General features: G+C 60.3%; 21 protein-coding genes. 9 read left to right on the top strand and 12 right to left on the bottom strand.

Annotated elements, in window-relative coordinates; translation table 11 throughout:
• Positions 1–7: 7 nt before the first annotated feature.
• Entirely contained in the window at positions 8–583 is a 576-nt protein-coding gene (locus tag TSACC_RS07315; protein WP_153811323.1) for a hypothetical protein, read from the bottom strand.
• 162 nt (positions 584–745) lie between these two features.
• Here TSACC_RS07315 and TSACC_RS22670 point away from each other — a divergent pair, with 162 nt between their 5' ends.
• The 6 genes from TSACC_RS22670 to TSACC_RS07285 all read left to right on the top strand — a co-directional run bounded on the left by TSACC_RS22670 (position 746) and on the right by TSACC_RS07285 (position 5,364).
• Positions 746–961 (top strand): helix-turn-helix domain-containing protein, encoded by a 216-nt coding sequence (locus tag TSACC_RS22670; protein ID WP_084400593.1) that lies wholly within the window; start codon positions 746–748, stop codon positions 959–961.
• Positions 962–1,222: 261 nt separating this feature from the next.
• A complete protein-coding gene (locus TSACC_RS22365) occupies positions 1,223–1,360 on the top strand; it encodes a hypothetical protein (RefSeq protein ID WP_237763914.1) in 138 nt (45 codons plus the stop codon).
• Positions 1,361–1,715: 355 nt separating this feature from the next.
• Complete coding sequence (locus TSACC_RS07300) at positions 1,716–2,216, top strand: hypothetical protein (RefSeq protein WP_153811322.1); 501 nt, start codon at positions 1,716–1,718, stop codon at positions 2,214–2,216.
• A gap of 5 nt (positions 2,217–2,221) precedes the next feature.
• Entirely contained in the window at positions 2,222–2,893 is a 672-nt protein-coding gene (locus TSACC_RS07295; RefSeq protein WP_075078707.1) for a PspA/IM30 family protein, read from the top strand.
• On the top strand, positions 2,890–3,570 hold the full coding sequence (locus TSACC_RS07290; protein ID WP_075078706.1) for a YqiJ family protein: 681 nt from the start codon (positions 2,890–2,892) through the stop codon (positions 3,568–3,570). The genes TSACC_RS07295 and TSACC_RS07290 overlap by 4 nt, the downstream gene beginning before the upstream one ends.
• A gap of 39 nt (positions 3,571–3,609) precedes the next feature.
• Positions 3,610–5,364, top strand: a complete 1,755-nt coding sequence (locus tag TSACC_RS07285) for a flotillin family protein (RefSeq protein ID WP_075078705.1) — start codon at positions 3,610–3,612, stop codon at positions 5,362–5,364.
• A 378-nt stretch (positions 5,365–5,742) separates the two neighbouring features.
• Here TSACC_RS07285 and TSACC_RS07280 read toward each other — a convergent pair whose 3' ends face one another.
• From TSACC_RS07280 to TSACC_RS07265, 4 genes are all read right to left on the bottom strand, one after another.
• The gene (locus TSACC_RS07280; RefSeq protein ID WP_075078704.1) at positions 5,743–6,375 is read right to left on the bottom strand and encodes a hypothetical protein; all 633 of its coding nucleotides are present in this window, start codon (positions 6,373–6,375) and stop codon (positions 5,743–5,745) included.
• 103 nt (positions 6,376–6,478) lie between these two features.
• Positions 6,479–7,171, bottom strand: coding sequence for a response regulator transcription factor (locus TSACC_RS07275; RefSeq protein WP_075078703.1), 693 nt, complete (start codon positions 7,169–7,171; stop codon positions 6,479–6,481).
• Positions 7,168–8,949 (bottom strand): sensor histidine kinase, encoded by a 1,782-nt coding sequence (locus TSACC_RS07270; RefSeq protein ID WP_075078702.1) that lies wholly within the window; start codon positions 8,947–8,949, stop codon positions 7,168–7,170. The genes TSACC_RS07275 and TSACC_RS07270 overlap by 4 nt, the downstream gene beginning before the upstream one ends.
• Before the next feature lie 121 nt (positions 8,950–9,070).
• Positions 9,071–10,384: a vWA domain-containing protein gene (locus tag TSACC_RS07265; protein WP_153811321.1), complete on the bottom strand. Its 1,314-nt coding sequence runs from the start codon at positions 10,382–10,384 to the stop codon at positions 9,071–9,073.
• Positions 10,385–10,663: 279 nt separating this feature from the next.
• Between TSACC_RS07265 and TSACC_RS07260 the strand changes: the two genes are divergently transcribed.
• Positions 10,664–11,617 carry a polyphosphate kinase 2 family protein gene (locus TSACC_RS07260; protein ID WP_075078700.1) on the top strand — a complete coding sequence of 318 codons (954 nt, stop codon included), beginning with the start codon at positions 10,664–10,666 and terminating at the stop codon, positions 11,615–11,617.
• 10 nt (positions 11,618–11,627) lie between these two features.
• Entirely contained in the window at positions 11,628–11,927 is a 300-nt protein-coding gene (locus TSACC_RS07255) for a hypothetical protein (protein ID WP_075078699.1), read from the top strand.
• Here the strand turns inward: TSACC_RS07255 and TSACC_RS07250 are convergent.
• Positions 11,924–12,097 (bottom strand): ferredoxin family protein, encoded by a 174-nt coding sequence (locus TSACC_RS07250; RefSeq protein WP_075078698.1) that lies wholly within the window; start codon positions 12,095–12,097, stop codon positions 11,924–11,926. The genes TSACC_RS07255 and TSACC_RS07250 overlap by 4 nt on opposite strands.
• 35 nt (positions 12,098–12,132) lie before the next feature.
• On the bottom strand, positions 12,133–12,585 hold the full coding sequence (locus tag TSACC_RS07245; protein ID WP_075078697.1) for a hypothetical protein: 453 nt from the start codon (positions 12,583–12,585) through the stop codon (positions 12,133–12,135).
• A gap of 54 nt (positions 12,586–12,639) precedes the next feature.
• Here TSACC_RS07245 and TSACC_RS07240 point away from each other — a divergent pair, with 54 nt between their 5' ends.
• The gene (locus TSACC_RS07240) at positions 12,640–12,867 is read left to right on the top strand and encodes a hypothetical protein (RefSeq protein WP_153811320.1); all 228 of its coding nucleotides are present in this window, start codon (positions 12,640–12,642) and stop codon (positions 12,865–12,867) included.
• Positions 12,868–12,878: 11 nt separating this feature from the next.
• Here the strand turns inward: TSACC_RS07240 and TSACC_RS07235 are convergent, their stop codons facing one another.
• The 5 genes from TSACC_RS07235 to nifE are packed head-to-tail and all read right to left on the bottom strand — an operon-like array spanning position 12,879 to position 18,424.
• The gene (locus TSACC_RS07235) at positions 12,879–14,045 is read right to left on the bottom strand and encodes a hydroxymethylglutaryl-CoA lyase-like TIM-barrel protein (protein WP_075078695.1); all 1,167 of its coding nucleotides are present in this window, start codon (positions 14,043–14,045) and stop codon (positions 12,879–12,881) included.
• Between the two features lie 7 nt (positions 14,046–14,052).
• On the bottom strand, positions 14,053–14,358 hold the full coding sequence (locus TSACC_RS07230; RefSeq protein ID WP_075078694.1) for a (2Fe-2S) ferredoxin domain-containing protein: 306 nt from the start codon (positions 14,356–14,358) through the stop codon (positions 14,053–14,055).
• Positions 14,359–14,373: 15 nt separating this feature from the next.
• On the bottom strand, positions 14,374–15,666 hold the full coding sequence (nifB, locus tag TSACC_RS07225) for a nitrogenase cofactor biosynthesis protein NifB (RefSeq protein WP_075078693.1): 1,293 nt from the start codon (positions 15,664–15,666) through the stop codon (positions 14,374–14,376).
• On the bottom strand, positions 15,663–17,051 hold the full coding sequence (locus tag TSACC_RS07220) for a nitrogenase component 1 (protein WP_075078692.1): 1,389 nt from the start codon (positions 17,049–17,051) through the stop codon (positions 15,663–15,665). The genes nifB and TSACC_RS07220 overlap by 4 nt, the downstream gene beginning before the upstream one ends.
• The gene (gene nifE / locus TSACC_RS07215; protein WP_075078691.1) at positions 17,048–18,424 is read right to left on the bottom strand and encodes a nitrogenase iron-molybdenum cofactor biosynthesis protein NifE; all 1,377 of its coding nucleotides are present in this window, start codon (positions 18,422–18,424) and stop codon (positions 17,048–17,050) included. Before nifE ends, TSACC_RS07220 begins: the two co-directional genes overlap by 4 nt.
• Position 18,425 lies beyond the last annotated feature (1 nt).

The raw sequence follows: 18,425 nt of genomic DNA, 5'->3' as shown, positions 1-18,425 counted from the left end.
GACAAAATCAGGATGGCGGGACATGGGTAAGCACCATTAGCAGCATCTCCGCGATATCCCGCTCCGAGAACACCTCTGCAAAAAAGTTCGCCTGTCCATCGACAAACGTTACGTAGAGCCATTGTTTCTCGACGGTTTTCGAAGGATTCCTTAGCGGATCAACCTTCTCGAGGCTTTTCTTGTAAGCGACCCACACCGTTCGATTGTCAATCTCCTGACGGATGATCCAATCGTAACGCTGAGGTTTCTCCGGATTAGCATACCATCCCGCCATGCTTCCGATATCGATTCCGATGACAAATTCCTCGTCATTCTGCCGGCAAATCCGTCCACAGTAGGAATCGCCGTTAAAATGTGAAATCGTGTAACCCGGCAGGAGCCGAATGGAACTCAAGTTACGATCCGCCCAAGCGTTTCGATAGGCAGAGAAATTCATGGCGGTCGAAACCCCGATTACTGCCAGGACGAGCGCGAAGACCGGTAAATAGATCCTCGAGCGGACCCGGACTGCCGCAACAACCACCCATGCGAGTAAAGCGGCAAGCGCAATCGCAATAACCAAGGCAGCCCAGAATCCCGCCACTCCGTATTTTTCAAAAAACTCCGCGAGGAGAATCAAATAAGGGCGCCGGTCCATGGAGAATACTGCTTTCCTCAGGCTGACTCAAATAACCTCCCTGGCACTGCAATCAAAGCTTAATCCCAGGCCGTCAGACCAAGACATTCCAGCCAGACGCGCACGCACCTGCGGCGACTGTGCCACCGGGAACTCGGGCTCAGCCCGAGCCGCCAGCTGGCGCGGCTGCGAATTAAGCGCGCCTCTGCGCTTCTTCAGCAGACATCCGATTCCGTCGAAGCGATCGCGAGTGCTGTCGGCTATTCGGACGCGTTTGCGTTCTCGACAGCATTTCGGCGGATTACCGGTTACTCGCCTCGCAGGTTCCGCCAGGGCGTCTCTTAGCATTCGCGACCCGTAGGATGTTGAGCACTTTGTGCCGCACTTAAAATCTCGCGTCGAGTCGGCAAAACAGCTATCTCCCAAAAGCATCTCGCCGTGAACAACCAGCCAGACCCCAATCAGGAATTACTCCAGAGGCTATCGCGTCAGACCACGATTTGCATGTGGATGTCGGGCGGTTCGCTGACAATCCTCGCACTGCTGCTCTTTTTCCCGGGGCTGGCAGCCGGGATCTCCGAACGGTCCGTTGAGATTCAAAAATGGATGGAACCTTGGATCGGTGGCGTGCTGGGAGTAACAATCGCCCTGGGCATAGTTATTCTTTCGGCAGCATATGTCGTAAACCGGATCTCGCCTGCCGCCCCGCCCGAGGTCAAGGACGTCAGCGCCCGGAGAAGCTGAGACCACACACAGCAGCGGTCTGGAGATCGAGTCGGGGGACGGCCGCCTCTCGGGTGTAGATTTACGTATCAATAAGCAGATTCCGAACGTTCGCGGCTCGCTCTGAAGTTTTTCTCCAGCGGCGGGGTTTCGAAGCCTTTTCTTTGCTCCGGACTTTGCCTTGAAATCTCAAGATTTCTCACGAAGTCCAACGTCACCAACCCAAGGATATCACGTTCGTTTTTGCCGTCATCATTCGTTCCTCCCGTCGCGCGAGTACAAAAATGCGCGCCCACCTCGTTCAGTTTTCGTTGACTCCTGAAAACATTTGTATACATATGTTTTCATTCGCAATGAAAAGAACACACTTACCAAGATGAAAAGCATTCCGATGAGCGTAAGGCTGTCGGAAGAGGAGGCGGCCTTTTTGGCGAGACTGGATATCGCGGGGGCGACGACGCCGAGCGACAAGCTGCGGGCGATCATCTCCGAGACACGAAAGCGGATGGACGGCGTGGAGGATTTTTCCGATTGCGCCGAACTCTTCCGGGACATGCTAAGCCCGACGGCGAGGCGCATCCGGGAGGCCAACAAGGCAACAAACATGCGGTCGGAGCTGTTTGACCGCTTCCTCGAGTGGCTGCCGGAGGTGGCGGCCTACTTCATCACGACGCTCCCCGAGGAGAACGTGGGAAAAGATGCCTTGCGCAAGTTGGAATCCGGGCTGGCGGACCGGATCACGGCCTTCCTGGAAGGCTTTTTACGGATGGGAGTCACCAGCCAGGCTCCCTGCTATGACGAGGCGCTCGTAACGAAGCGGCTCAAAATGATTTTGGAACTGGCGGAGATCGCCAAGAAACAACAACCCAACCCCTGAAAACCATGAAAGAAACCCTCGCTGCCCGAGTCGGGCGAATCATTAGCGGCGGAGCGCACAAGATCGTCGAGGCGATCGAGAACGCGGCTCCGGAAACCGTGCTCGAGCAGGCCCTGCGCGAGATCGACGGTGCTGTCGATGAGGTGCGGGCCGAACTCGGCACCGTGGCTGCGCGCAAGCATCTGGCCAGCGAGCGCCTCATGGAGGAAAACCGCAAGCACGAGGATCTCGCCGAGAAAATCGAGCTGGCGCTAAAGGAGAACCGAGAGGATCTGGCCGAGGCCGCCGTGGCCCGGCAGATCGACATCGAGGCGCAGATTCCGCTGCTGGAAAACACCATCGCCGATGCCGAGGACAAGACCCGCGAGCTGGAAGGCATGATCGCCGCCCTGCAGGCGCGCAAGCGCGAGATGGCGGAGGATTTGCGTCAATACCGCGTCGCCGCCGAGGCAAAGGCCCAGGCGAGCACGCCGACGCTGGAATCCGGCGGAAGCTGGGAGCGCCGGGCTGAGCAGGCGCAGGCGGCCTTTGACCGCATCATTGAAAAACAGACCGGACTCCCGCCCAAGGGCAACCTCGGCAACGAGGCGAAGCTCGCGGAGTTGGAAGACCTGGCACGAAAGAACCGCATTCAAGAAAGACTTATCGCCGCAAAAGCGAAACTATCCCCGTCATGATCCATTTCCTCCTGGCCTCCGAAAATACGCCCTTCACCATCGCGCTCGTTCTCATGGTCGCCATCGGTGCGCTGGAGTTGGTTTTTTCCATCTTCGGCCCCGGGCTTTCCCACCTGATCGAGACCGGCCTGCCGGATCTCAATCACGAGTTGGGAGACATGGCTCCGCATGACGCGCATGCGCTGGATGATGTGCCGTCGCCGCTTTCGAAGCTGCTCGGATGGCTCAGGATCGGACAGGTGCCTCTGCTCATTCTCTTCGTCGTCTTCCTCACGGCGTTTGGGGTGATCGGGTTGGCGCTCCAGTTCACGCTGGCGAGCCTGACGAAGTTCCTCTTGCCCGCTCCCGTGGCGGGAATCGTCGCCTTTCTCGGTGCGATCCCCTGCGTGCGGACGGGCGGCGGTCTTCTCGCGAAGATCCTGCCGCGTGATGAAACGACGGCGGTCTCGGAGGATAGCTTCGTGGGCCGTATCGCCGTCATCACCAACGGCACAGCACGCCGGGGAAGCCCGGCGGAAGCACGCCTCCAGGATCAGCACAGGCAAAGCCACTACATTTTCGTGGAGCCCGATGTGGAGGGGGAGGAATTCCCATCGGGCTCCACCGTCCTCATCGTCGAAAAGCACGCCAACATTTACCGGGCCATTCACAATCCCAACTCGGCCCTCGTTGATTAACCAACCAGCCAACACTCCAATACCACCCACCCCAAGTTCATGAACGAGTTCAGCAACATCATTTTCATCCTTGTCGTCGCCGGCATCGTGCTGGTGGCGCTCTTTACCATCGGCCTCATCGTGGCCCGGCTATACCATCGCGCCTCGAAGGAGACGTCCTTCGTTCGCACGGGCTTCGGCGGCCAGCGCGTCATCATGAGCGGCGGCGCGATCGTGGTGCCCGTGCTGCATGAGACGATTCCCGTCAACATGAACACGCTGCGCCTCGAGGTGCGTCGCGCCAATGAGCAGGCGCTCATCACCAAGGACCGCATGCGCGTTGACGTGCAGGCCGAGTTTTACGTCCGCGTGAAGCCCACCGCCGAAGCCGTGGCTGATGCCGCACAGACGCTGGGCCGCCGCACGACGAATCCCCAACTACTCAAGGAGCTCGTCGAGGGCAAATTCGTCGACGCCCTGCGCGCCGTGGCCGCCGCGATGAACATGGAGGAGTTGCACGAGCAGCGCGTGGATTTCGTCCAGCGGGTGCAGCAGGCCGTATCGGAGGATTTGCGCAAGAACGGTCTGGAGCTCGAGTCGGTGTCCCTCACCTCGCTCGACCAGACGAGCCAGCAGTTCTTTAACCCGCAGAATGCCTTTGACGCCCAGGGTCTGACCAAGCTCACGCAGGAGATCGAGGCGCGTCGCAAGCAGCGCAACGACATCGAGCAGGAGACCGCCGTGCAGATCCAGATGAAGAACCTGGAGGCCGAGCGCCAGAGCCTCGAGATCACGCGAGAGGCGGAGTACGCTCGCCTGGAGCAGGCCCGCGAGGTCGAGATCCGCCGCGCAGCCCAATCTGCGGAAATCGCCGCCGAGCGTGCCGCCAAGGAACGCGAGGCCAAGGAGGCCGAGATCACCGCGAAACAGGCCGTCGACCAGGCGCAGATCCTCGCCGAGCGAGCCATCTCCGAGGAGCGCATCCGCACCGAGCAGACACTCAAGCAGCGCGACATCGAGAAGATCAAAGCCGTCGAAACCGCAGAGGTGGAGAAGACCAAGGCGGTCGAGCTCTCCGAGCAGGATCGCGCCATCGCGGTCGCGGCCAAGTCCAAGCAGCAGTCGGAAGCCGAAACCATCGCCTCTCACGCCCGGGCTCTTTCAGTCAAGGCGGCGGAGGAAGTCATCACCGTGAAGGAGCGCGAGATCGCCGAGCGCCAAAAGCAGATCGAACTCGTCGAAGCCGCAAAGCAAGCCGAGCGTGAAGCCATCGGCGTGACGGTCGCCGCCGAGGCGGAGAAGCAAGCTGCGCAGGATCGCGCCGAGGCCGCCCGCATCGCTGCGCAAGGCGAGGCGGAAGCCGAGAAGCTCCGTGCCGAGGCCGCGGAGAAGCGTTACTCGGTGGACGCCGCCGGTACGCGTGCCCTGCACGAGGCTGAGAACGTTCTCTCCGCCGAGGTGATCGCAATGAAAATCCAGCAGGCCATCCTGGCCAACCTCCCGCAGATCATCCGCGAGAGCGTGAAGCCGATGGAACGCATCGACGGCATCAAGATCGTGCAGGTGGGCGGCTTGAATGGCGAAGGTGCTCCGGCCAATGGCGCGACGGTTTCCGCCGATGGCGGCAATCTCGCCGACCAGGTGGTATCGAGCGCCCTGCGCTACCGCACCCAGGCTCCGCTCGTCGACACGCTGCTCAAGGAAGTCGGCATCGATGGCGCGAGCGTGAACGGACTGACGCAGGCGGTGAAATCCGCCTTCCGCCCCGTCGAGCACGGCAACGGCGAGGCGCCGCAGCAGACCGGCAACAATTAAGTATTGCCATGAATCCTCTCATGTGGGAGCACTCGCATTAGGCATCCGCCTTTGCAAGTCCCACACGGGAGATAGCTTAGGACGTTAACTATTTAGGCAGCAGAGAAGCGTGGCGCGAGGAGACTCGTCGCCACGCTTTTCATTTCCTGCCGTTCACCGTTTGACCTCAATCCGCCGCGCCCGGCGAGGTTCCAGTGAGACTCTCCATTGGATTCCGCGAGCCGCCTTGTCACCCGTTTCATCACAGCTCGCGTTTCCCGGGCCAATCGTCCCGCCTCGCTGGCAAGCCTGGGTATCCGGACAATACGAAAATGACCTTACGTCCATTTACGTAAACGCCGCCCACGACGGCTGCAAAATCTGGCCGACTGCAAAAAGCTATTTCAGGCGGGTAAACCGTACTGTGTGCAATTCGATCACCCCATTTTTGTCCGCCGGTGGGAGCGAGAAGGGAGCGCAGTATTGCTCTACGCTTTTTTCATCCTGATTCACCGAGCCGCGAAACACCCCGCGAATGATAAAGCGGTCCGTCTTAACGAGGCTTACCGGCGCCGAGGTGCTGAACTTTCCGTTCAGCTCATTCTTCCGGAAGTTCGAGTCATAGGTCACTGGAAGATCTGCGACCTTTGCAACCGGCTTGGCCGTCTTGTCGTCGTATGTCCAGAGCTCGGAGTTTTGCGTGGTCTGCCATCCCATGCTTCGCCAGGAGGGCAGTTTCCAAATCACGTCTCCGCGCACTATGGCGCGGATGGTGTTGGCTGCGACCACCTCGGCCTGTTTTTGCGCGACGAAATCACGGTCTTCCTGGCTGCACTCGACGAGCTTGAGACGAAATGCCTGACCATCCGCGCGGCGGATCGTCACCGTGTCCTCCGTGGCACTCATATACTCCGCCTCAATTGGCTGACCGCCCTGCCCGGTCCATGTCCTGGCAGAGCACGGTGAAATGGTCATCAAGCAGGCAGTCATCATCAACGACGCCACGAGCCCGAGGGAGAACCCGTTTTTCATAATGTTCGAACGATGCTTCATTTTCCCGTCGGAAAGACAAGAATCATTGGTAAATCAACCTTATTGTATCGGTGCGAATCCAATCTCCGTAACAAGCCCAAGCTCAGGATTCCAGACGATAGCCATAGCCATGAACCGTGAGAAGATGGCGCGGAGTCGATGGTTCGTCTTCGATCTTCTGGCGGATCTTGACGATGACCTGGTCAAGGGAACGCGTGGTACCATAGTATTCGATGCCCCAGACTTCATTGAGAAGAGTGTCCCGAGACACGGCATGGCCGCGCTCCCGATCGAGCAAAATGAGGACGGCTAATTCGCGCGGCGTAAGCTCGAAGGGCTTTCCATCGTGACGACCACGCAAGGCCGGACAATCAATCTCGACCTTGCCAAAACGAATCATATTGGGACGAGATATCTGGGCCGAGTCCTGACAAGCGCGACGCAGTAGCGCATGAACACGGGCGATGAGCTCGCGAAGGCTGAAAGGCTTGGTTACATAATCATCCGCGCCTAGCTCCAGGCCCACCACCTTGTCGGTCTCCTGCCCCTTGGCCGTGAGCATGAGGATGGGCACCCTGTTTTTCGCCGCACGCAGTTCTCGGCAAACGTCAAAACCGCTTTTGCGCGGCATCATGATATCGAGGAGAACGAGATCGGGTTGAGCGTTTCGGATTTGCGACAGTGCCTCAACACCGTCGCGGCACTCGATGACAGAGTATCCTTCTGTCGAAAGGGCTTCGACGAGCCCCATACGGATATGGGGATCATCTTCAGCGATGAGAATCTTGCGGCTCATGAGTGATCGAATGGTTTGCGAGGCAGGCGAACGGTGAAGACACACCCTCCACCCTCGCGGGGCAGGACACGCAGATCTCCTCCATGGTCACAAATGATGCGCCGGGCCAGGGTCAGCCCGAGGCCGGAACCCTGGATGCCGCTGGTGAGCGAATCGTCCACTCGATGGAACGCCTCGAAAATTTTCTCCTCCTCGGCCCGTGGGATACCGGGACCGCGGTCTTTCACCTCGGCAATGAAGTCCCGGGGTTCCAAGCGCGTGGCGAGAGTGATTTCCCGACCATCGGCCGCATACTTTTCTGCATTGGAGAAGAGATTCACCAGCACCTGGGTGATGGCATCGGCATCGCAGACGACAGGATACGGACCGGTCGCTGCATCCCAGGTCACGGAGAATCCAGCCTCTCGCAGACGAGTGCTTTCCACCTCCCAAAGCCGCGCAATAATCTCGTGCAGGTCGACCGCATGCATAGCGTAGACCTTGCGCTTGCGCTCCATGCGGGCAAAGTCGAGGACATTGTTGACCAGCCGGGTCAGCCGTTCGCTCTCGGTCGCGATGATGCGAAGGTAACGGCTTTGCTTCTCAGGCTCAGTGACCTTGCCCTCAACCAGAAGCTCGGCAAACATCCGGATGGATGTCAGGGGCGTCTTGAGCTCATGCGAGACATTGGAAACAAAGTCGGTCTTTTTCTGGGCGATCGCCAACTGACGTCGGATGTCGACAGAAACAAAATAGGCTCCGGCCAGGATCGCCCCAAGGGCGAGCATGATAAGGAGTACGAGCGTAATGGAGACCAGCCGGGCAGACTTTGTCAGCGCCCCGGGATTAGCCAGATACAAAGCGACCTCCCAATGTGGCAGCACCTCGCCGATTTCCGTGGCGACAAAGGGATGTTTCCACTCGGCGGAGAAATCTCCGGGCAGTCGTAAAACAGGGCGGCTGCGGTCATTGAGAACGGCGAGATGCTCACCCGACGGGTCAAGGTGATCGAAAGCTGGTGCGATCATTTCCTGCAACTGCCGGGCCGTAAGCATCACCCCAAACACCCATTCGGACCGGGCCTCAGGCTTGGTCCAAAAGAGCACCTGTAATTCGTCCTGCACGAAGCGGGCCATGATGCCCTGCGGAGCTCCTGCGATGGCGGTCTGAAAGTTGGAAAGCTCGGGAGCGATCCTGGAGGATGCCGCTGCGTCGGAAGATTCATACCCTTTCTGGGGCGAGATGTTGCGCGTCGCGGCCTGCTGCGTGGGGGTCTCTTTTGGCTTCGAGCTTCTGCTGGCGACCCAGTCCACGGAAGAAAGCAGGGACTTGGACTGGGCGTTTTTCGCCGCGGGAGCAGCGCTCTGCGGAAGCTGATAAATTTCGGCCGGAGCAGCGTTGCTCAGAAAGGAGCTATTCCCAGCCAGGAACGCCGCCATGCCCGCCTCCTGCCGCGCCTGGCTGATTGAGGGATAGGCCAGCGCTCCGCCGGGCGAAATCGCGAAGGGGATCCCGCCGAACCACCCTCCCTCTCCCAGCCGCGAACCAAAGTTTTCCGCAACAGCCTCCGCCCCATGCGCAGCGACCAGTTGGCGAACCTGCTCGACAAAGGCGCCCTGCTGCTGCTCGACCGCCTGTCGCAAATCCGCAGCGATGGCATCGGTCTGGGCCTGGTGAAGATCGGCAGCCTGACGCTCGATCAGGACGTTTTGCTCACCGGCCGCACGCAAGGCGAGCCAGCCCAGCACGAGGCTCGGCAGGAAGATGGCGACGAGAAAAATGAGGGCGGAGCGAAACACCGACGTACAGTTTCAACAGCCAATAAAAGTCTCAAGAGCCGGGAGCAAGGAAAAGGCGGGCATGAGTGGAAGCGGGCCCCGAATTCCGAGAGCCCGCTCCATCGAGGGAATTTCTCCCGCCTTAGCGTTTCTGATTCTTGTCCTGGTAGTTCTGATACTGGATTTCCTTGCGGCTGCTGCGGCTCAGCCAGCCGGAGGAAAGGAGTTCCTTTGCCTTGGTGCGCAGCACGGAATCCTCACTCTGGATCACGGAATTCTGCACAGTCGAGGGCAGCGCCGCATTCGCATTGGCTTGGCTGATCAGCAGGTCGGCGGCATCCTTGGCCCGCCCCTCGTCGGCCAGTTTGACCGCCGCCGCCTTGGTCAGGCGATTTTGCGTGACTGCGACCTCTGTGGCGACCTTGACCTGTATCGAGGCTTCGACCACCTTTGCATCCGGACTGCGCGTGACGGAGGCGACCTGGGTGTCGGACAAGGCCCGTCCCGATGCCACGTCTTCGTAAGTCAGCAAGACCCTGGCGAGGGGCAGTTCCGCTTCACCCTTCGGCGCTTCGCAGACCACGAGAAACCGGCGCGTCTGCGATCCATAGAGATCCGACAGCGGAATGGTCACGCTCTGGCCCTCGAACTTGACCGCGTCCTCTCCCAGGATTCCCTTGGGCTTCACGCCGTCGGGCAGTGTGATGGTGATACGGGCATTGCGGGCTACGACGCTTTTGACCGTGCCGAGTTCCTCCGAGAAAATCCCAGGGAGCTTCTCGACGTTCTGCACGTAGTAGTAGTTGGCATGGCTGGCTTCAGCGAGAGCCGTCATGAGGTCTTCATTGTAGTCTTCTCCGAGACCGACGGTGGAAACACCCATGCCTTCGTCGCGCAGTTCTTTTCCCAACCGGGCCAGCGCCGAGGGGCTGGATGGCCCGACGTTGGCCATGCCGTCGGAAAGCAGGATCACGCGGTTGACCTTTTCCTTGTCGAGATACTTCCGGATCTGTGCCGCGCCCGTTTCGACACCCGCATAGAGCGCCGTACTCCCACCGTCGCTGATGCCTTGGATTCGCGCCTTCAGGGTGTCCTTGTCCGTCGCTTTCTGCGCGGCGATGAGCACCTCCGCAGCGTCATCGTAAACGACCAGCGAAAAGTAGTCATCGGGCCCGAGCTGGTCGAGTGCGACCGCCGCGGCCTGCCGGGCTTTCTCCAGCTTCGGCCCAGCCATGGACCCGGATCGATCCAGGACGACGGCGAGGTTGATGGGAGCGGTGCGTTTTACGTTTGCTTCCCTGGCCTGAACGGCGATCTCGACGATGGCGTCGCGATTTCCATCCGAGGGAATGACTTTTTTCTCAGGGGTGACCGTCAAGGTTACGGCGGAAGGCGCCTGGGCGGCCGCTGAGAACACAAGCGCCGAGGCCATCATAGTGGATAGGAGCGTTTTCACCCCGCAACTCTGCCCGCTTCCAGCCGTCGAGATGTCATGACCGAGTAAGGAAGATGTAAAAGATTTGTAAAAGTGGCTCTTTCCCGGATCCGCGGCATGTTACTTTGCTTCTTGAGCGTAGGGCGGAATGCTGTTTGATGAAGAAACGCACTCGTTTCCGTCGTGAAACCCCTCCCCGATCATTCGATTTACGTCACTTCTGCGTACGAAATTCTCCTGCGCTCGTCCCCGGTCGGCGAAAGCCCGGAAAGCGGCGCATAGCAAACCACCCACTCCTCCATGAAATACTGCAAACTTTTCCGCGTCAAACCGGGCAGCGATGTCCGGCTCAAAAAGATCGACCCCAACTTCACCGCTGAGCACGCGGGCAAGAAATCCGCCGTCAAGATGGTTGAAAAGCTGAACAAGGAATTGCGCGATCTGCAATACCTCCTCTATGCGGAGGGCAAGCATTCCCTGCTCATCTGCCTGCAAGCGCTCGACGCGGCGGGCAAGGACGGCACGATCAATCACGTGCTCGGCTCGATGAATCCCCAGGGCGCGCGCGTGCATGGATTCAAGGCCCCCTCGAAAGAAGAGCTCGCCCACGACTTTCTCTGGCGCATTGCAAAGCAGACCCCCGGCAAGGGCGAGGTGGTGGTCTTCAACCGATCCCACTATGAGGACGTGCTCGTGGTGCGCGTGCATAACCTGGTCCCTAAGCCCGTCTGGAAACAGCGCTACGACATCATCAACAACTTCGAGCGCAATCTCGTCGAGAGCGGTACCCATATCCTGAAGTTTTTCCTCCACATCAGCTCAGAGGAGCAGTTGCTGCGCTTTCGCCAGCGGCTGCAGGACCCGGCGCGTCATTGGAAGATCAGCGAGAGCGACTATTCCGAGCGCGAGCACTGGGACGACTACACCAAGGCCTATGAGGAGGCGCTGCGCAAGACGAGCACCGACTACGCTCCATGGTACGTCATCCCGGCCAACAACAAATGGTTCCGTAATCTTGCTGTGGCAAAGATCGTCACCGAGAAGCTCAAGTCGCTGAACATGAAATTTCCTGCTCCGAGCGTGGATATCAACGAGGTGACGGAGAAGTTTCACCAGGCGCAACAGAAGGAAGAGGAGCGCATCGGCAAGGCGGCGTGGGAGAAACTGAGCGCGCGCAAGGACAGCAAGGAGGAGATCAAGCAGGCGGATATCGTCGAGGAGGCGCTGCATCCTTCAGAGACGAGCCCGGCCTAAACAAAGATTCGTGCGAGTCGTTCTCCTCACGGTACCCGCCATCCTCATACTCGCGGGCGTCATCGCGCGCGGCATCATACAGGATCGTCACCCGTTCTTTCTCTTCGTCGCCGCCGTGGCGGGCTCGGGATGCAGTTACTGCATTGCCCGCTCCCTGGCTACGGGAGCCACGCCGGGCAACTACAAGATCGCACCCTGCGACCGTCTGCCCGAGCCATTTGGCTACTGGTTCAACGTCGCAGGGTGGACGCTATGTTATTTTCTGATGCTCTGGCTGGCGTGGAACATCCCGCCCTTGCGGAGCAGCTAGGAAGCGCTGATCGCTCCGGAGTTGCAGGTGGTCTCACAGCTGCCGCAGTCGATACAGAGATTGGCATCGATCACGGCGGTGAGGCCTTTGATTTTGATCGCGTCGTTGGGGCAGGCTTCAACACAAGCGCCGCAGGTTTCACATTTTTGAGGGTCGATTTGGTAGGCCATGGATTTTTAGGGTATATCGGTTGGGATGAAGGTTATCAGCGACCGCCGAGGACGGCCGCGCCGATCGCCATCGGCGGCGGCGCCCAGGTCCACACGGCGCTGGGGCTGGAGTGCCCGCCATTCAGGCGCAGCGCCTCGCTGATCTCGGCTCCGGTCCGGGCATACCCGCCAGCGCTTTCCTTCAGGACTTCCATATTGAAGTTGAGATCCGTCGTTCCGGAACTGCTGGAACCGCAGATGCACAGCACCCGCAGGGGCGGCTCGGTGGGGTCCGTGATCCAGAGCATCTGAGAGTCTGCGCCGGCCGCGAGGTGGGACTGGGCAAAATTTGGCGCATCGACGCGCCAGGGCAGGTTATCCTCCTTGGGAAGAGCGCTTATATATTTCGCGAGCGGGCCGCTTTTTCCGCCCAGCGAAATTTTGGTAATTTCGCCGAACTTCCAGATTCCATCAGGGGTTTGTTGAGATTGAGCAAGGTAGAACGCCATGGTTCGGGAGCTTTCTTATTTATGAGGTGCGTGGTTTCTGCTAGGTGTCCGGGGATGAAAATGCTGGCTCGCCTGCGCTATCTTTTTGAGGAGGGCTTTGAGGTCGGAAATCTTTCCGCCTACGACAGAACGCAGGAAGATGAAGGGAAAGGGCGTGCGAGCCTGACCTTTGTCAACGTCGATATCGACGGTACCCGCCGCCTCGTGACCGAGGAATTTCTCGTGACCGAGGAGGAGGCCCGCCTGTGCTCGCAGCTTTTCCTCGATCAGCAGTCGAACTAGAAAAGCCTCTCTCATCGGCGCAGCGCGGGGGCCGCAGCCTGCCCGCTGTCGGAAGTCGCGAGAAAGGAAAGAGCCTCGTCGATCGTCAGCGACCGCCCCAGCAGGGAGGCGGCGGCGCATAGCGTGGGATAAACACGTGCGGCCTCCGTATCATCCAGGCCGAGAACGCGCGCGACGGCGCGTGGTCCCGTTTGCGGGCCGATCAGGAAAATCTCGGCGCATCCTGTCTCTCCTGCGGAGTAGGCCTGATAGCTAAGCGTCTCGCGCTGAAGCCCGAGAATGTGCAGCCCGCTCTCGTGGACATGGATTTCGCGTCCACTGACGGGTTTTGTCGGTGGAACGTAGCGCCGGGCAAAAGTCTCCAGCATGCGGCAAAGGGGGACGAGTTCATACCGTCGAATACCTGCTTCCACATCCAGCGCGGCATGAAGGCCCATGACAACCTCCTCAAACGCGGCATTGCCGGCACGTTCGCCCACGCCATTGATAGTCGTGCTCAGGCACTTGGCTCCGGCCTGCCACGCGGCGATGGTGTTGGCCGTGGCCATGCCCAGGTCATTATGAGCGTGTATCTCGATCGGCTTGCCCCGTAGGGCGCCCGCAGCCAGCCGCACCATGCGGGCGGTGCGATCCGGGGTAAGAATGCCCACCGTATCCGCCAGCCGGAGGCGCAGCACGGGAAGCTCCGCCACCGCGTGACAAAACTCCGACAAAAACACCGGATCAGCCCGGGATGCGTCCTGTCCGCCGATGGCGACATAGGAAAAATGCGATGCCGCCTCCTCGCTGAGCTCGGTGAGCGTACGCAAGACCCAGGCGCGGGATTTCCCCCAGATACGCAAGTGGCAATCAGAGAGCGGGAAGGAAAGGTTGACGCCATCGACCGCACACAGCCGGGCGGCGGCGATGTCCTCGCGACGCGCCCGGCACCATGCCAGCAGCCAGGCGTCAGGCACGGCATCACGCACATGGTTGATCCGGGAAACCGCCTCATCGCCGGAGGCGGGAATACCCACCTCAAGCTCGCGCACTCCGGTTTCCCAGAGCTTGCGCGCGATCTGACACCGCTCCGCCGAGCTGAGAGTGAGCCCGGCGGATTGCTCGCCGTCGCGCAGCGTCGTATCGACGAACCAGGCGCGCGCGCCAGCGATCTCCTCACTGAGAGTCAGATCGCGCATGATGAGATTACGAGGCGAGATAGTCGGTGGCGACGCTGCCCTCCTCAAAGGCGTCGAGAATGGCGTCGATCGCCTCCTCGGTGATGCCCGTGTAGGTATTTCCCGAGGGGTAGTCAATAATCACGGGACCCTTCGTGCACATGTTCAGGCAGCCGGTCACGCAGACCTCGACGCCGTCCATCATGCGATCCTGGATCTCGTTCTGGAGATAGCTCAGGAGCGACATGGAGTCCTTCTTGAAGCAGACGCCCTGGCGTTCTCCATTCGCCCGGAAGCTGCCGCAGACCAGCAGGTGATGATTGGGTGTATTCATTGGTAAAATTTGCGATTAGGAACAGCCGTTGCCTCCGCCCGAGCAGCCATTGCCGCAGCTCGTGAAGCGGCGCTGGAGCGAGGCGGGGATTTCCTCGTCATGGAAAAGTGCCTCCAGCCCCTCCTCGACCAGGCCTTCCATTTCCACGATCACGAGGCCGAAGCCCTCGATGATCTGCTTGGGTCGTGGCCCGCAGGCGCTGACCAGGAGAGCGCGGCAATCGCGCAAGGTATTGGCAAGTTCCTTCCACCGGTCGTCTCCCCCACCCGTTCCGGGCAGAGCGCGCACGTCGACGATCTCGTATTCATCCGTCTCCGGCTCGTGCGAGTAGACGATCACATTGTTCGCCTCGCCCAGGTGGAGATTGACCAGCATTCCCTCCTGGGTCGCGACGGCGATATAGGGCCGCGTTTTGTCGATGGGTGTATTCATCTCGGTGAAGCTTTCCAGGGTTCCGGCAAACTCGACGGACTGATCCTCGCCGAGCAGCCCGACCGCGTCGGCGCGGCAGCGGGCGCAGTGGCTCATCTGCGAGACATGCTCGCAGCACTGGAGGCGCACACGCGCCATCATGATGCCATCGGGTTCGTAGAGATTCTCGTACGGCGTGTCCTGCACGGGACAGAGCGGGATGCAATTCATCACCGTGGCGCCGAGTCCCTTCACGACCTTCGCGATCTCCGGGATGTGGCGGTCATTCACGCCGGGAACGACGATGGAGTTCACCTTGACGAGTATTCCCGCGGCGGCGAGGCGCTTCACCGCATCGAGTTGACGCTCGATCAGCGTGGCTGCGGCATCGGCATTCTTGAGAATCTTTCCCTCGTCACGCGCCCAGGCGTAAACGAGTCCGCCTACCGCCGGATCGACCGCGTTCATCGTGATCGTGACATGGCTGACCTGAAGCTCGACGAGTTCGTCGATATGCGGGCCGATGTGCAGGCCGTTGCTGGCGAGGCAGAGCATCATGTCGGGATAGCGATTGCGCACGAGGCGCAGCGTTTCCATCGTCTCGTAGGGATTCGCAAACGGGTCGCCCGGACCTGCAATACCCACCACGCGGATGGAGGGGATCTTTTCCATCATCTCCTCCAGGTAGGCGAGCGCCTGCACGGGCGAGAGCACGCGACTGGTCACCCCGGGGCGGCTTTCATTCACGCAATCGTATTTGCGATTGCAGTAGTTGCACTGGATGTTGCAACGCGGGGCGATGGGCAGATGAATGCGGGCGTACTGATGGCTGCCCCCGATGCTGTAGCAGGGATGCTGATCGAGGTTGAAACACGCGGTATCGACTTGTGCGCTCATAGATAGGAGTACCCGACGGTTGATTTTTCCTGCTTGCGGGCGAGGAATGTGTTGACGATCTGGTCGTAGAATTGCTGGGCACCGCGATAGCCGACATGCAGCACACGCTGACCGCCGAGCCGGTCGTGGATGGGAAATCCGGCGCGCACGAGCGGGATATCAAGGGCACGCGCCATGCCGTATCCCTTGCTGTTGCCGATGAGGATGTCGGGCTTGAGCTCCTTGCCCACCGCATCGATATCGACGAAATCCATATTGTCGCGCACGACGCAGGTCGAGGGCAGTTCCGGCACCGCGACACGGAGAGCGGTCGGGAAATGTTCCGACTTGCCGCCGCTCGCGCAGAGCACCGGCTCGACGCCGATTTCGCAAAGAAAGGACGTGAGACCGATCACCAGATCCGCCTCGCCGTAAACCACGGCGCGCTTGCCAAAGACTACCTTGTGCGCGTCGACCATGGAATCCAGCAACCGACCACGCTCGGCTGTGATGGCGGTCGGACAGGGCCGGCCCGAGATGCGCTCCAGAGCCTGGATCATCGCCTCCGTGGCCCGCAATCCGATGGGCGTGCCGAGATTTTCACGCACAACGCCGAATCGCTCCGCCAGATTCGTCGCGGCCGTGCGCCGAGTAAAACGAAGCGTGTCCCCAAACTCCAGCGTTGCGCGTGCGCCGGACATCCGGCGAATCGCCTCGACGCTTGTGCCGCCCTCCGGCAGCGCCTCATAATCCATCCACGTCGGGCCGTCCAGCGTGTCGCTGTAGTCCGGCAGCATCGTGACAGGCAATCCAAAAGCCTCGACCAGCTCGCGCAGATGTCTCAGATCCGCGGTGGAGAGCATGCCAGGCAGCAGGTTCACACCCCCATGCGGATCGGGAGGCAATACGAGCTGGTCGATCAATGCCGTGACGGCATCGTGAAATCCATCAATGTGCGACCCGCGGTAGCTGGCGGTCGAGACATGCACGACCGGCGGCAGGTCCGGAATGGCGCGGCGGCAATCCAGGAGCAGCGCCGCCATGTCCTCTCCGATCGTCTCGCTCAGGCAGGTCGTGGCCACGCCGATCATGGCGGGTTTGTATTGACGCGACACGTTCTTGAGTCCCGCGTGCAGATTCTTCGCCCCGCCGAAAACCGCCGAGTCCTCGTTGAAATTCGACGCCGCGATGTCCATCGGCTCACGGAAATGGCTGATGAGATAGCGCCGGATGTAGGTCGAGCAGCCCTGCGATCCATGCAGAAAGGGAATCGCTCCCTGGATACCGCGAAAGACCAGGCATGCGCCGAGCGGCGTGCAAAGTTTGCAGGCATTGCGCGTGGCGGCAGTGCAGTGCGAGAGATCGCGGGACTGCGGTTCCTCGGCGAGTGAGAATTCCTCGATCATGCCGCCATCCTTTCCTGTTTGCGATTGGCGCGGCGCGGCACGTAGTTCCACACCGGGCTCATGACGGAGGCGTGCACCTCCTTGGCAAAGTTTAGCATACCTTCAAATCCGGCCAGCGCCTCCTTGCGCTCGTGGTTGTGGTCGCAGAAGCCGATACCGAGCTTGTAGGCGATCGGGCGCTCCTTCACACCGCCGATGAAGAGATCGACGTCTTTCTCCAGGCAAAACTTGGCCAGTTCCAGCGGATTGGAATCATCCACGATCACCGTACCGGGGTCGCAAAGCTCCTTGAGCTGTTCGTAATCCTGCGGGTTGCCCGTCTGCGAACCGACCAGCACCGTGCGCATGCCGAGAGTGCGGAGGGCACGGACGAGAGAAAACGCCTTGAAGGCGCCGCCGACATAGATGGCGGCCTTTTTGCCCTTGAGGATCTTGCGATACCGCCGCAGCTCGGGCTGGATTTTCAGCAACTCCTGTTTCACCAGGTCGCGGGCGCGGCTTTCGATCTCCGGATCGCCAAAAACCCCGGCCGCGCCATAGATCGCGGCAGCCGTGTCCTCGATGCCAAAAAATGAGATGCGTTGAAAAGGGATGCCGTACTCGTCATTGAGCCGCTTGGCCAGGTGGGTCATCGAGCCGGAGCACTGGACGAGATTGAGCTTCGCGCCATGGCAGCGGCGGATCTCGTCGACCCGCCCGTCGCCCGAGATGCAGGAGACGACCTGGATGCCGATGCGGCGAAAGTAGTCCTTCATGATCCAGGTCTCGCCAGCGATGTTGAATTCCCCGAGAAGGTTGATGCTGTGCGGCGAGATGCCGCTGATGTCCCCGGTGCCGATGAGTTTGTAAATGGCCTCACAGGCGGCGCGGTAACCGTCCTTCTTGGTTCCGCTGAAGCCAGGGCTCTCGACGGGAATGACCGGAATGCCGGTCTCCTTGGAAATGGTTTTGCACACCGCGTCCACGTCATCACCGATCAGCCCGGTGATGCACGTGGAGTAAACGAACGCCGCCTTGGGAGAACACGCGGCGATCAGTTCACGGAGAGCGGCTGCGAGCTTCTTTTCCCCTCCGAAGATCACGTCTTTCTCCTGGAGATCGGTCGAGAAGCTATTGCGATGAAGCTGGGGCCCGCTGGAGTGGGCCCCGCGAATGTCCCATGTGTACGCCGCGCACCCGATGGGGCCGTGAACGACATGCAGGGCGTCCGCGATGGGATAAAGAACCACGCGCGACCCGCAGAAGACGCAGGCGCGCTGGCTCACCGAACCCGCCGCGCTGCGCTTGCCACAGGCGATCTCAGCCGTGCCCTCTCCCTTGCGGAAGACCTGATTGCGGCGTTCTTCGAGAATCTCGATGTCGTCGTGCGGCATG

Origin of the sequence: Terrimicrobium sacchariphilum (assembly GCF_001613545.1) — a bacterium.
GTDB classification, from domain to species: domain Bacteria; phylum Verrucomicrobiota; class Verrucomicrobiia; order Chthoniobacterales; family Terrimicrobiaceae; genus Terrimicrobium; species Terrimicrobium sacchariphilum.
Note: the sequence above shows the minus strand (reverse complement) of the source record. Positions and strands in the feature narration are given on the sequence as shown.

What these genes read in the sequence shown, in the direction of transcription:
- TSACC_RS07280 (WP_075078704.1), bottom strand. Translation starts at nt 6,375, where the DNA reads ATGAAAAACGGGTTCTCCCTCGGGCTCGTGGCGTCGTTGATGATGACT.
- TSACC_RS07260 (WP_075078700.1), top strand. Translation starts at nt 10,664, where the DNA reads ATGAAATACTGCAAACTTTTCCGCGTCAAACCGGGCAGCGATGTCCGG.
- TSACC_RS07245 (WP_075078697.1), bottom strand. Translation starts at nt 12,585, where the DNA reads ATGGCGTTCTACCTTGCTCAATCTCAACAAACCCCTGATGGAATCTGG.
- TSACC_RS22365 (WP_237763914.1), top strand. Translation starts at nt 1,223, where the DNA reads ATGGAACCTTGGATCGGTGGCGTGCTGGGAGTAACAATCGCCCTGGGC.
- nifB (WP_075078693.1), bottom strand. Translation starts at nt 15,666, where the DNA reads ATGAGCGCACAAGTCGATACCGCGTGTTTCAACCTCGATCAGCATCCC.
- TSACC_RS07230 (WP_075078694.1), bottom strand. Translation starts at nt 14,358, where the DNA reads ATGAATACACCCAATCATCACCTGCTGGTCTGCGGCAGCTTCCGGGCG.
- TSACC_RS07300 (WP_153811322.1), top strand. Translation starts at nt 1,716, where the DNA reads ATGAAAAGCATTCCGATGAGCGTAAGGCTGTCGGAAGAGGAGGCGGCC.
- TSACC_RS07240 (WP_153811320.1), top strand. Translation starts at nt 12,640, where the DNA reads ATGAAAATGCTGGCTCGCCTGCGCTATCTTTTTGAGGAGGGCTTTGAG.
- TSACC_RS07250 (WP_075078698.1), bottom strand. Translation starts at nt 12,097, where the DNA reads ATGGCCTACCAAATCGACCCTCAAAAATGTGAAACCTGCGGCGCTTGT.
- TSACC_RS07275 (WP_075078703.1), bottom strand. Translation starts at nt 7,171, where the DNA reads ATGAGCCGCAAGATTCTCATCGCTGAAGATGATCCCCATATCCGTATG.
- TSACC_RS07220 (WP_075078692.1), bottom strand. Translation starts at nt 17,051, where the DNA reads ATGATCGAGGAATTCTCACTCGCCGAGGAACCGCAGTCCCGCGATCTC.
- TSACC_RS07235 (WP_075078695.1), bottom strand. Translation starts at nt 14,045, where the DNA reads ATGCGCGATCTGACTCTCAGTGAGGAGATCGCTGGCGCGCGCGCCTGG.
- TSACC_RS07295 (WP_075078707.1), top strand. Translation starts at nt 2,222, where the DNA reads ATGAAAGAAACCCTCGCTGCCCGAGTCGGGCGAATCATTAGCGGCGGA.
- TSACC_RS07290 (WP_075078706.1), top strand. Translation starts at nt 2,890, where the DNA reads ATGATCCATTTCCTCCTGGCCTCCGAAAATACGCCCTTCACCATCGCG.
- nifE (WP_075078691.1), bottom strand. Translation starts at nt 18,424, where the DNA reads ATGCCGCACGACGACATCGAGATTCTCGAAGAACGCCGCAATCAGGTC.
- TSACC_RS07285 (WP_075078705.1), top strand. Translation starts at nt 3,610, where the DNA reads ATGAACGAGTTCAGCAACATCATTTTCATCCTTGTCGTCGCCGGCATC.